Origin of the sequence: Streptomyces sp. NPDC090442 (assembly GCF_044769405.1) — a bacterium.
Taxonomy (GTDB): Bacteria; Actinomycetota; Actinomycetes; order Streptomycetales; family Streptomycetaceae; genus Streptomyces.
In genome coordinates, this window is record NZ_JBIVXW010000133.1 from 1 (window position 1) to 11,256 (window position 11,256).

11 protein-coding genes and 1 pseudogene are annotated in these 11,256 nt (G+C 70.7%); 2 read left to right on the forward strand and 10 right to left on the reverse strand.

Annotated elements, in window-relative coordinates:
- Positions 1 to 65 precede the first annotated feature (65 nt).
- On the reverse strand, positions 66 to 404 hold the full coding sequence (locus ACIQU6_RS42725) for a VOC family protein (protein WP_403487797.1): 339 nt from the start codon (positions 402 to 404) through the stop codon (positions 66 to 68).
- Between the two features lie 380 nt (positions 405 to 784).
- Between ACIQU6_RS42725 and ACIQU6_RS42730 the strand changes: the two genes are divergently transcribed.
- Entirely contained in the window at positions 785 to 1,255 is a 471-nt protein-coding gene (locus tag ACIQU6_RS42730; RefSeq protein ID WP_403487798.1) for a hemerythrin domain-containing protein, read from the forward strand.
- Positions 1,256 to 1,310: 55 nt separating this feature from the next.
- Here ACIQU6_RS42730 and ACIQU6_RS42735 read toward each other — a convergent pair whose 3' ends face one another.
- Positions 1,311 to 3,650: an MMPL family transporter gene (locus ACIQU6_RS42735; protein WP_403487800.1), complete on the reverse strand. Its 2,340-nt coding sequence runs from the start codon at positions 3,648 to 3,650 to the stop codon at positions 1,311 to 1,313.
- A 132-nt stretch (positions 3,651 to 3,782) separates the two neighbouring features.
- Between ACIQU6_RS42735 and ACIQU6_RS42740 the strand changes: the two genes are divergently transcribed.
- Positions 3,783 to 4,427, forward strand: coding sequence for a TetR/AcrR family transcriptional regulator (locus ACIQU6_RS42740; protein WP_403487802.1), 645 nt, complete (start codon positions 3,783 to 3,785; stop codon positions 4,425 to 4,427).
- A 48-nt stretch (positions 4,428 to 4,475) separates the two neighbouring features.
- Here ACIQU6_RS42740 and ACIQU6_RS42745 read toward each other — a convergent pair whose 3' ends face one another.
- The 8 genes and pseudogenes from ACIQU6_RS42745 to ACIQU6_RS42780 form a co-directional block, all read right to left on the reverse strand.
- Positions 4,476 to 5,063: an NADPH-dependent FMN reductase gene (locus tag ACIQU6_RS42745; protein WP_403487804.1), complete on the reverse strand. Its 588-nt coding sequence runs from the start codon at positions 5,061 to 5,063 to the stop codon at positions 4,476 to 4,478.
- A gap of 68 nt (positions 5,064 to 5,131) precedes the next feature.
- Positions 5,132 to 5,497 carry a DUF4326 domain-containing protein gene (locus ACIQU6_RS42750; protein WP_403487806.1) on the reverse strand — a complete coding sequence of 122 codons (366 nt, stop codon included), beginning with the start codon at positions 5,495 to 5,497 and terminating at the stop codon, positions 5,132 to 5,134.
- Between the two features lie 68 nt (positions 5,498 to 5,565).
- Positions 5,566 to 6,189 carry a 3-hexulose-6-phosphate synthase gene (hxlA, locus tag ACIQU6_RS42755; protein ID WP_403487808.1) on the reverse strand — a complete coding sequence of 208 codons (624 nt, stop codon included), beginning with the start codon at positions 6,187 to 6,189 and terminating at the stop codon, positions 5,566 to 5,568.
- Between the two features lie 67 nt (positions 6,190 to 6,256).
- A complete protein-coding gene (gene hxlB, locus ACIQU6_RS42760) occupies positions 6,257 to 6,853 on the reverse strand; it encodes a 6-phospho-3-hexuloisomerase (RefSeq protein WP_403487810.1) in 597 nt (198 codons plus the stop codon).
- Between the two features lie 50 nt (positions 6,854 to 6,903).
- Complete coding sequence (locus ACIQU6_RS42765; protein ID WP_403487812.1) at positions 6,904 to 8,478, reverse strand: MFS transporter; 1,575 nt, start codon at positions 8,476 to 8,478, stop codon at positions 6,904 to 6,906.
- Between the two features lie 249 nt (positions 8,479 to 8,727).
- A complete protein-coding gene (locus ACIQU6_RS42770) occupies positions 8,728 to 9,789 on the reverse strand; it encodes an Lrp/AsnC family transcriptional regulator (RefSeq protein WP_403487814.1) in 1,062 nt (353 codons plus the stop codon).
- A 404-nt stretch (positions 9,790 to 10,193) separates the two neighbouring features.
- Positions 10,194 to 10,709: a 2,4'-dihydroxyacetophenone dioxygenase family protein gene (locus tag ACIQU6_RS42775; protein ID WP_403487816.1), complete on the reverse strand. Its 516-nt coding sequence runs from the start codon at positions 10,707 to 10,709 to the stop codon at positions 10,194 to 10,196.
- A gap of 356 nt (positions 10,710 to 11,065) precedes the next feature.
- Positions 11,066 to 11,256 (reverse strand): annotated as a pseudogene (locus ACIQU6_RS42780) (sulfate adenylyltransferase small subunit); the annotation flags it as partial.

Sequence of the window (11,256 nt, forward strand, 5' to 3'; positions counted from 1 at the left end):
CGTCAGGCGCCCCTCGTCCGCCACCGCCGTCAGGTATTCCAGCTGCCGCAGCGACAGGCCGCCGGTCATCGGGCAAGGAAGCGGAAGACGTTGCCCTCGGGATCCTTCATGACCTGCAACGGCCGTTCCCCGCTGCGATCGATGCCGCCGACCGGCGTCCCACCCAGCCGGACGGCGCGGACCACGGCCAACTCCAGGTAATCCACCGCTATGTCCACACAGGAGCGGGTGCCGGCGGCGGTGCGTCTGCGGTAGAAGGACATCGCGACCGGGCCGGCGGACGTGACCGCCACCGGTTGGTCCTGGGAGTTGGTCGACTCGCCGGACAGGATCTGGGACCAGAAGGCACAGAGGCGCACGGGGTCGACGCATTCCACGTTCATTCGCTCTACGTTCACTTTCATGGAATCAACGTTAGGGAACGGGAAGGGCTCGATAAAGGGAACGGGGAAAGGTTCAACTGGTCGGGAGGGAATCCCGACCGAAGAGAGGACAAGCCTGTCCCCTACGTGATTCCTCACGGGTTGGAGCGAGGCTTCCCGTCCGGCCAGGCGCGCCCCGACCGTCAGGCATCGACGGGCCCCGTGGGGATCCGTTCCACCGTTCAATCCACCGATCGTCCGATACCGGTGATTGCGCGGTCACGTAACCATGGGTTCGAGGAATTCCCGCGCGCATCGCGGAGAATTCCGTTCTGCTTCCCTGCTGCCGGGCGGGGATCGTGTCCAGTGTGTGCCGGCGGTGCCGAATTCCGGACCGCCGTTCGCTTCCGAGAGGAGTGCCGATGCTCCACACCACGCACCAGTCCGAGCTGACGTGGGAGTTGAAGCGCGACCACCGCACGATCCAGTCGCTGTTGGACCGGATCCGTGGCGCCGGGGCGGGGAGCGTTGAGCAGGAGCGACTCGTGTGGCACGCCGCCGCCGAATGTGCGCGGCACGCCGTGGCGGAGCGCCGGTTCCTGCTGCCGTTGGTGCGGTGCGAGATGCGGGGCGGCGATGTCCTGGCCGGGCGGTTGGCGGCCGAGTATCCGGATGTGGCGGGGGTGTTGGACCGGGTGGCGTCCGACTCGTTCCGCGACGCGGGCTTCGGGGCGGGGCTTGCGGACCTGGCGGCGGCGTTCGACCGGCATGTCCGGTTCTGTGAGGGCCAGTTGTTCCCCCGGGTGTGCCGGACCTGCTCCGCGGTGGAACTGGCCCGGCTGGGTGCGGAGTTCCACCGGCACGCGCAGCGGCACCACGCCGACATCGCCTGACCGGACGGGGCCGGATCGACGTGCGACGTGGTGCCGGGGCGGGGTGGGGCGGCGGTCAGTTCGTGACCCGGTGGGCCTCCTGCCGGGCCTCGGCTTCCGGCTTCGACAGGCGCAGGGCGAGCTTGTCGCCCTCGACGTCGAGGTCGGGCACGATCCGGTCCAACCAGGCGGGTAGCCACCACGCCTTGCCCTTCGCGAGTGCCATGGCCGCCGGGATGAACGTCATCCGGATGACGAACGCGTCGATCAGGATCCCGGCGGCGAGGGCGAAGCCGAGCTGCTTGATCATGGGTTGGCTGTTGAAGATGAAGCCGGAGAAGACCGCCACCATGATCGTTGCGGCGGCGATGACCACCCGGCTCGCCTGGGCGAACCCGAAGGCGGTTGCCCGTGCCGGGTCCGCACCGTGCACGTGCGCCTCGCGCATCGAGGTGACCAGGAACATCTGGTAGTCCATGGCCAGCCCGTAGAGGACGCCCGTGACGATGATGGGCAGCAGGCTGACGACGGGTGTGGTCGCGTCGAGCCCGATCAGCGGCTGGAGCCAACCCCATTGGAAGACCGCCGTGGTGGCGCCGAGGGTGGCGGTCACACTGAGCAGGAAGCCCGCGGTGGCCATCAGCGGGACCAGCACGGAGCGGAAGACCAGGAGGAGGACGATGAGCGACAGTCCCAGAACGGTGACCATGTAGAGCGGCAGCACGTCGGTGAGGCGGTCGGAGACGTCGATGGCCAGTGCCGTGAAGCCGGTGATGCCCAGGGTGACGCCGTGTGCCTCGTTCAGGGAGCGGCTCTGGGTGCGCACCGTGGTCGCGAGCTTCTTGGTGCCTTCGTCGTTCGGTCCGTCCTGGGGGACGAGTGCGAACAGGGCGGTGTTTCCGGTGGAGTTCATCGCCGCGAGGCTCACGGAGTCGGCGCCCTTGGTCGTCGTGAGCCCGCGGGCGACGGCGGCCAGGCTCTGCGGGGTGAGCGGGCGGCCCGGCTCCGTGGACCGCGCCACGACCATCAAGGGACCGTTGTACCCCGGGCCGAACGCCGCGCTGACCGCCTGGTAGTTCTGGCGCTGTGCGGTGTCGGTGGAGTAGCTGGCGCCCGAGGGCAGGCCGAGTTGCATGTCGGCGACGGGTGCGGCCAACGCCAACGTCACCAGGCAGGTGGCGAGGAAGGCCGGCCCTCTGTGACGTACCAGGGCGTTGCCCCATCGCGCGGCGCGCCGTGGGGAGTTCCCGACGCGGTCCCGGGCCCGGGTTCGCGCGCGGGCGGAGCAGATGTCCTCCTTCACCAGGCCCAGCACGGCGGGGAGGAGGGTCAGGGCGAGCAGCACGGCGATGGCGATCGTGGCGGCGGCGGCCAGGGCCATGGTGGTGAGCAGGGTGATGCCGACGACGAGGAGTCCGGCGAGCGCGATGATGACGGTGCTGCCGGCGAAGAACACGGCGCTGCCTGCCGTTCCGATCGCGCGGGCGGCGGCCTCCTGGGAGCTCAGTCCGTCGTCGAGTATGAGCCGTCGCTGGCGGTTGATGATGAACAGGGCGTAGTCGATGCCGACCGCCAGTCCCAGCATCAGCGCCAACATGGCGGTGAGGGAGTGGATTTCGAAGACGCTGGAGAGGGCGAAGGTGCCGCCCACGCCGATGACGACGCCCGTCATGGCGACGAGCAGGGGCAGGCCGGCGGCCACCAGGGAGCCGAGGGCGATCAGCAGAACGAGGGCCGCGACGACCAGGCCGACGACCTCGCCGACGCCGACGACCTCGGGCAGTTCCATCATCGTCGCCGAGGGCAGCACCTCCAGGTGGCCGCGGGCGGCCTGGTGTCGGGCGGCTTCGACGAGGCTGTCGATGGTCCCGGAGGGCAACTCGTAGGTCTGCTGGTCGAACTGGAACTGCAGCATGGCGGTGGAGCCGTCGGCGGAGACCAGTACGCCGGGTACGGGTCGGCCGCCGGCCTCCTGCAGCGGCACGGGGGGCCTGGTCGTCTTGGGCGGCCCGGCCGCCTCGGCAACGAGGGCCTGGGCGCGCGCCAGGGGGTTGTGCGGGCCCGTGGCGGCCTGTTGGGCCAGGGCCCTGCGGGCGTCGAGGACGTGGTCGTGCCGGTAGACGGCGTCCACGGCGGCGATCAGGGCGCCGCGGGTGGCGCGTCCGTCGATCCGGCCGCCGCCCTGCGCACGGAACACCAGCATCCCCTGGCCCCCGGACGCCTCCGGCATGTCCTTGGCCAGGCCGTCGATGACCTGCTGCGCCGGCGTCCCGTCGATGCGCACCTCGTTGCTGAGCTTCACCGGATTGATGATCAGCAACGACACCACGGCAGCGGCGATCGCCGCCCATCCGGCGATCACGAACCACGGCTTGGCATAGGCGAACCGTCCCAGTTTGTACAGCAGTACAGACACAACCGCTTCCCGCTTCCCCAGTGCGCGGAGTCACTCCGCCCCACTAAATGAGAGTCGACTATCAAAGTGATAGGACACTATCACCAGCGGGTAGGTAGGTACGCTGCACCGTGGATCAGCGAGGAGTGCCCCATGCCGAAGGAAACGTCACGCACGCAGCGAGCGCGCAGGGTTGACGCCCGCTCCAACGTGGAGCGCATCGTCACGGCCGGACGCGTCGTCCTGGGGTCCGGCGAGGGCTCGTTGGACCGCATCGCCGCGGAGGCCGGCGTCGGCATCGCCACGCTCTACCGGCACTTCCCCAACCGCGAGGCCATCGTGCGGGCGGTGCTGGACGACATCCTCCGCAGTGACCTGCTCCCGCTGGTCGAGGAGGCGGCCGACTCCGCGCACCCCCGCCGCAGCCTCCAGGACATCGCCACCCGCCTCCTCGAACTGATCACGGAGGAACGGGGGCTGGTCACCTTCGCCAGCAACTTCGCCGACGTCGCCGTGGACGCCCTCCAGCAGTTCAGCGACTCACTGGCACCGCTGCTGGTACGGGCCCAGGAGGCGGGTGAGGTGCGGGACGACCTCACCGCGGCCGACATCCCGCACTTCCTGGTGATGGGCATCGCGGGACTGGCCCTGCCGGGCACCACCGCCTCCATGCGCGCCCGGTTCATCGCCCTGCTCTTCGATGCCCTCCACCCGGCCCAGGCCACCCGCCTGCCCCCGCTGCGGGACGACGAACACCAGGACCTGGGCAGCGCCATCAGTCGCGTGGTCAAGGGCTGAGGCGCCGCCGCGGGCCGCGTCGCCCCGCGGCGAGCGGCCTGTACCGCCCTACGGGCGCGCGGGTTCCTCACGCTCGGCTCGTGCCTGGCGCCGGAGGTGGTCGGCCAGCGCGGTCAGCCGTCCGTTCAACTCCGCGTGGTGCGCGGCGTCGTCGTCGGTGAAGGCGGTGTGGGCCTCGGGGATGGCGAGGGAGAAGTCGGTGACGTGAGCGCCCGCTGTGCTGAGGATCGTACGGAGGTGGTCCTGGGCCCATTGGGCGCCGTAGGCGCCGGGGCTGGCGCTGATGACGGTGACGGACCTGACGGTGAGGGCGGAGTCACCGAACGGCCGGGAGGCCCAGTCCAGGGCGTTCTTGAGCTGCCCGGGAATGGAGGCGTTGTACTCGGGCGTGGCGATCAGGACGTGATCCGCTGCACGCAGCGCGGCCCTCAGGGACTCCACGGCACGGTCGGCGGGGTGCTCGTCGTCCTCCGAGAAGGGCGGGACCGCCGCCAAGCCGTCCCACACCGTCAGGCGGACGTCGTCCGCCAACAGGGCGGCGACGGCCCGTAGGGCCTGGGTGTTGTGGGAGTTGGCGCGCAGACTGCCGGATATCCCCAGGATGCGGGGGCGGCGCGGGGAGTTGTCTGTGATCACGATGGGGTTCCTCGGTTGTACGGGAGTGGTGCGGGTGTGACCTGCCGGGGCGTACGGCCCCTTCGAGGTCACAGGGGCAGGCGGGGGCGCAGTCGGGGCCAGGTAAGCGTGGTCCACCGGGGGTGGTCGGCCAGGGCGGCCAGGACGTGTGCGTGGCAGAGCCGCGGTGCGCACCAGCAGCCCAGGGTGCGCTCGCGCAATTGGGGCAGGTCCGCGAGGAGTTGGGGGGTGTGGAGCAGGTGGTCGTGGTAGGCGCGGACGGCGATCTCGCGGGCTTCGGGGGGCTCGGGCAGGACGGGGAAGGGGTTGCGCCAGGGCGATGCCGGGAGGTTCCAGCCGCCGCGGGCCATTCTGCGGCCCACGTACAGGACGTCCTCGCGCCATGCGGTGTCGTGGAGGTGGCCCTTCATGTTGACCACGGTGGTGTCGTTCATGGTGGTTGCCTCTGCGATGTCGTGGCCGGGCCGTTCGGCCGGCCCGGCCACGACGCGTGGGTGCGGCGTCAGCCGAGGGCGGTGCGCAGCGCCTGGGCCGCGCGGGCGGGGTCGGGGGCGTTGTAGAGGGCGCCGCCGACGACGGCGACGACGGCACCGGCGTCCCGGACGGCCGTGAGGGTCGTGGCGTTGACGCCACCGGCGACGGAGAAGGGCACGCCGGATGCGCGTCCGGCGTCGAGCAGGCGCTGAAGGTTGAAGGACTTCTCGGCCTGTTCGTCGAGGCCGGCGTGCATCTCGACGAACCGTGCCCCCAGCTCTATCGCGGCGCGGGCCCGAACGGCCTTGTCGGCGACGCCGATGAGGTCGACCACCACGGCCTTGCCGTTCCGTTCGGCGGCGCGGACGGCACCGGCGATGGTGGAGTCCCCCGCGGTTCCCAAGACCGTGACGAGGTCGGCTCCCGCGCTGAAGGCGAGGTCGGCTTCGAGTTCGCCGGCGTCGGCGGTCTTCAGGTCGGCGAAGACGGTGGTCAGCGAGTGGGCCTCCTTGACGGCTCGGACGGCGCCGAGACCTTCGTTCTTGATGAGCGGGGTGCCGAGTTCGAGGATGTCGACCCAAGGGGCGACCTTCGCGGCCAGGTCCAGGGCCTGCCGGGTGGTGGTGACGTCCATGGCTGCCTGCAGCTTCATGGCGGGCTCCGTTCTCTTCATGGTGACGAGCGATCGTGTGAGTGGTGGGGCTGTGTGGGTGGTGGGGCTATTCGAGGTTGGAGTGGCGGGACCACAACTGACCGCGTTCCTCGCCCTGGAGTTGGCTGAGGGTGTGGAAGAGGGCGTCGGTCGTCAGCAGGAGCGACTGCTCGAAGAGGCTGCCGGCGAACTGTTGGGAGGCGGTGTGGTCGGGGCGTTGCTTGGCCGGGGCCGGCAGCACGACGGTGTGCGTGGCGAGGGCGGCCAGCGGGGAGGCGGGGTCGGTGGTGAAGGCGAGCACGCGGGCCCCGGCGTCGAGGGCCTCCCGGGCGGTGTGCAGGACACCGGGGGTGGTGCCCGATCCGGAGGCCGCCCACAACAGGCAGCCCTCGGTGATGGCTGGCGTGGTGCTCTCCCCCACCGCATGCGCGAGGCGCCCGAGGTGCATCATGCGCATCGCGGCCATCTTCATCACCAGGCCCGAGCGTCCGGCCCCGGTGAAGTACAGGGCCCAGGCCTCGTCGACCAGTTGGGGCACCGGCCGGAACCGGTCGGGGCTCAGGCGGGCGGCGAGCCGGACGTTCTCCTGCACGACGAGGTCCAGGGTCGTGGCCACCAGTTCGGGTACCAGGTGGTCGTCGTGCGCGGTCGCGAAGGTGTTCACAGTGGTTCTCCCTTCTCGTGCCACCCCGATCGGGGCGGTCGGGAAGTCCCTTACGGGTGAGGGGTGTTGGCGGCGTGCTGCGTCGCCGGCCGCCGGGGTTCCGTCTCCGTCGCGGTCCGGGCGACGCGCGTCGGGGAGGCGGGGGTGCGGAAGCGCACGGCGATGATCAGCACGACGGTCGCGGCCGCGAGGGCGGCGGCGAGGACGGCGGTGGCGTTCAGTCCGGAGGCGAACGCCGCGTGCAGCAGACGGTCCGTGGTGGCACGCGCCGCCCCGCTCAGATGGGCCGTCAACTCTCCGGCGGTGCCGGCGGAGAGCTGGGCGGCCGCCTGGTGGGCGTCGGGGACGTGGCCGGTCAGCTCGTGCTGCATCCGGGCGGCGGTGAGCGTGCCGAAGACGGCGACGCCGAGTGCGTAACCCAGTTGCTGGAAGGTGCTGTAGGCGCCACTGGCCATCCCCGAGCGGCGGGGGTCCACCGCCTCCATGGCCAAGGCCGAGGAGGCCGGTGTGAGCAGGCCCACGCCCAGACCGCTGATGACGAGCCCGGGCACCAGGACGGTCCAGCCCGAGGAGGCGTGCAACACCGCCTGCCCCAGGGCACCGAGGCCGATCAGCGCCAGCCCGACCGACATCCTCGCCTTGAGCGGGACGCGCGTGAGGACCCGGCCGCCGAGCGCGGAGACCAACACCGCGGCGACGGCCTGCGGCACGATCACCAGCCCCGCGCGCAACGGGGACAGGCCCGCGAGGGACTGGAGCCACACCGACGTGTAGGGCTGGAAGCCGAACGCCACGACCTGGCCGACGAAGATGGCCGACACGGCGGTGACGAACTTCGGCTGCCGGAACAGCGCGAGGTCCAGCATGGGGTGCGCGCTGCGCCGCTGGACGAGGACGAACACCACCGCGGCGGCCAGGAAGATCCCCAGCGGCAGGAGGGTCTGCGGGCTGTTCCAGCCGCTGCCGTGCGCCTGGGTCAGTCCGTAGACGAGAGTCGTACCGGCGAGGGCGAACAGCAGCAGGCCGGGGACGTCCATCGCCCGCCGTTCCGGGACGGCCGCGGGCTCTGCCGCGGGCCGGTCGGGGATCACCCGTAGGGTCAGCAGCACGGTGGCGGCGGCGATCGGCAGGTTGATGAAGAAGATCCACCGCCAGCTCAGCCCCTGCGTCAGCAGGCCGCCCAGGACCGGGCCGAGGGCCGCGGCGCCGGAGGCGACCGCGCCCCAGACCCCCAGCGCCACCGCCCGCGCACGCCCCGTGTAGGAGGCGGTCAGCAACGACAGCGTGGCGGTGAACATCGCGGCGGCGCCGAGTCCCTGCGCGATCCGGGCGGCGATCAGCATGCCGGTCGACGAGGCCAGGCCGCAGGCCAGCGAGGCGGCGGCGAAGAGCACCAGACCCACCAGATAGACGGGCCTTCGGCCCTTGATGTCGGCGACCATGCCCGCGCCCAGGAGGGCCGCCGCCAGGGCCAGGGCGTAGCCGTCGATCACCCACTGCAGGCCCGACAGGTCGGTGCCCAGGGCATCCGACATCGCCGGCAGTGCGACCAGGACGATGGTCACGTCCAGCAGCAACATGAACGTCCCCAGGCAGATCGCCACCAGGGGTCCCCATTTGCGCATAGCGAAGCTCCAAACCTCACGGCTGTCATAGGGGGCGTGACCCCCGAGGAGCTCCACCGTGGGCACCGCGCCGTCCGCCCCGGGAGTCAGCCGCCGTGTTCCGGGAGAAACCAGCACGGCGAGGGGGCGCCATGACAGATCTCCGCACGCCCCGCCGCCATCGTCCGCCGCCCGGGCCGCGGCGGAGCACGGCAGCCCCGTGGGGGCACCGCGTCGGGCAGCCCCGTCCAGGGCCGCCCGACGGGCTGGTCAGCGGCCGCGTGCCTTGGAGAGGTGGCCGGTCGGTGCCTGGCGCGTCGGTACCCGCGGGGTGAGGCGCTTGACCTCACGGATGATCGGCGTGGTCTCGACGGCCTGGACCTCGGAGAGGGCGCCGATGTGGTGGTTGAGGTAGAGGTACAGCTCGGTGACGTTGTGGCAGATGACGGTGGCGACGAGGTTGGTGGGGCCGGAGGTGGCCGCGACGAGGTCGGTCTGCGGGTGGGCGGCGAGGGTCTCGCCGACACTCTGCAGCGCCCCGGGGGCGACCCGCAGCCAGAGCACGGCCCGTTTGCGGTAACCGAGTTGGGCCGGGGGGAAGTCGACGCAGATGCGGATCGCGCCCGTCTCCCGGAGCCGATCCAGCCGCCGGTGGACGCTCGACGCGGACAGTCCGGTGGCCGTGCTCAACTCCGGCAGCGTGGCACGCGCGTCCTTGGCGAGCGCGCTGAGCAACCCGTGGTCGGCGTCGTCGAGCGCGACGGTCTGCTGCACCGTGCCCAGGGCCGTCAGGGGCGAGGGCGCGACGGCGGGTGGCGGCTCGTCGGTGCCGGGCGGTTGCAACACTTCGTGTTGTTCGGGAGTGAGGGCGCCGAGTTTGGTGTACCAGTGCGGAGGGTTGCCGCAGAAGGTGTGCAGGAAGCAGTGGGCGTCGAAGCCGACGATGCGGGGCGTGCGAGGCAGGGCGCGCAGCAGGACGTCCTCGTCCTCCTCGGCGCTGGTGGTGTTGATCGCGCAGTGCAGTTCGGTACCGCCGGACGCGATGCTGACGTAGCCCGTGTTCGGCCGCAGGGCGAGGGCGTCGGCGATGGTGGTCGCGGCGTCCGGGGCGCATCGCAACCGCAACAGCCAACGGGTGTAGCCGAGGCGTTCGGGGTCGGGTTCGCCGACGACGCGCAGCCCCGCGGCGCGCAGCCGACGGTAGCGGCGGGCGATGGTGTGCTCGGAGACACCGATGACCGGGGCGATGCGGCGGAACTGCGCCCGCCCGTCGAGTTGGAGCGCGTGCAACAGCTGCCGATCGAGCCCGTCCACCGTACTGGTATCTGCCATACCGCCCTCATCGTGCTGGCATTCTTCGATGCGTCTGTGGTGACCGCGGCCGTCGTGCCGCGCGGGGCGACCGTGTGACACGAGGCCGACGGGCGGCACGACCCTGATACGCAAACCGCGAATCATGTCGCTTTCGCCACTTAGACACTACTTCGCACCTCACCCGCAACGGGTGAGACCAGCTCTTCGACGTGCGAAGGGCGAGCACGCCGTGGAACTCCTTGCGGACGACCGAGGCTCGTCCGGGAATGGCTGGCGCGCCCTGACCGTCCGTCGGCTCCTTCCACATCGACGGGCGGCGCCAAGGATTGGGCGACCTTCCCTCACCCGTTGATACGGCGATCCACAGGCAGCGGTGGCCGGGTCACAGGCTCACAGGCTCACAGGCTCACAGGCTCACAGGCTCACAGGTAGAGCGTCCGGTTGATCTCGATGCCCTGCTCCTTGCAGCCGCGCTCGTAGTGGTCGATGAACCAGAAGACATCCATCACCTCGGCCACCCTGTTCTGCTCGTCGAGGAACTCCACCGGCCCGTTCAACCAGAAGATGGTCTTCATGCCCTCGTCGGAGACCAGGGTGTGGGTGCGGCCCGGACTCTCCCGGATGAAGTCACCGGGCCGGCCGACCCAGTCGTACTCCAGGTAACGCCAACTACCGTCGAGCACATACCCGGAGACCGGACCACGGTGACGGTGACGGCCCAACACCCCACCAGCCTGCACCCACAAGACGTTCGCGGCCGAGTTGCTCCGGATGTCGAACGTCAGATGCTTGATCATCACGTTGGGGAGGAAGGGCAGCCATGGTGAGGCCGCCTCTGCGATATGGCCTTCCGGGAGTGCGTACTGGTCCCGGCGCTGGTCGATCCTCGCTTCGATCGCGGCCAGGCTGTCCGCACCCGAATTCGAGTTGGTCGTCATCGCTGACATCCTTCCTGCACGCTGCTGGGACGGACTCGCACACATACCCATGTTCGACTCCCCCGACCCGCACAACAACACCCTCCGAGGGTGAAGTCGCCGTTGCCGGCCGGGGGTCGAGACCGCGACGAGGGTGTCCAGGCACCGGCTCCGCTCACCGCGGCGGTGCGAGGTCCTCGGTAGCGCGCCGTGTGCCGTGTCTCTCGGGGCGGCGGACGGTCGTCTCGGCTGGCCACCGCCAGGTTCCATCGGACATGCCGGCGGTCAGCGTCGACTTGCCGTCGCCGACGGAACCGGCGGTGACGAAGGCAGCAGGGAGGCGGCACCGGTGTCCCCGGCGATGGCGGTGCCGATGCTTAGAAGTACCCCTCGCGCTTGCGGTCTTCCATGGCGGCTTCGGAGAGTTTGTCGTCGGCTCGGGTGGCGCCGCGTTCGGTCAGGCGGGAGGCGGCGATCTCGGCGATGACGGCGTCGATGGTGTCGGCGTCGGAGTCCACGGCGCCGGTGCAGGACATGTCGCCCACGGTGCGGTAGCGCACCTGGCGCG

Bases quoted from the DNA above. Each gene is read 5' to 3' on its own strand.
- ACIQU6_RS42770 (WP_403487814.1), bottom strand. From the start codon at position 9,789: ATGGCAGATACCAGTACGGTGGACGGGCTCGATCGGCAGCTGTTGCAC.
- hxlA (WP_403487808.1), bottom strand. From the start codon at position 6,189: ATGAAGCTGCAGGCAGCCATGGACGTCACCACCACCCGGCAGGCCCTG.
- ACIQU6_RS42775 (WP_403487816.1), bottom strand. From the start codon at position 10,709: ATGACGACCAACTCGAATTCGGGTGCGGACAGCCTGGCCGCGATCGAA.
- ACIQU6_RS42730 (WP_403487798.1), top strand. From the start codon at position 785: ATGCTCCACACCACGCACCAGTCCGAGCTGACGTGGGAGTTGAAGCGC.
- ACIQU6_RS42765 (WP_403487812.1), bottom strand. From the start codon at position 8,478: ATGCGCAAATGGGGACCCCTGGTGGCGATCTGCCTGGGGACGTTCATG.
- ACIQU6_RS42740 (WP_403487802.1), top strand. From the start codon at position 3,783: ATGCCGAAGGAAACGTCACGCACGCAGCGAGCGCGCAGGGTTGACGCC.
- ACIQU6_RS42750 (WP_403487806.1), bottom strand. From the start codon at position 5,497: ATGAACGACACCACCGTGGTCAACATGAAGGGCCACCTCCACGACACC.
- ACIQU6_RS42725 (WP_403487797.1), bottom strand. From the start codon at position 404: ATGAAAGTGAACGTAGAGCGAATGAACGTGGAATGCGTCGACCCCGTG.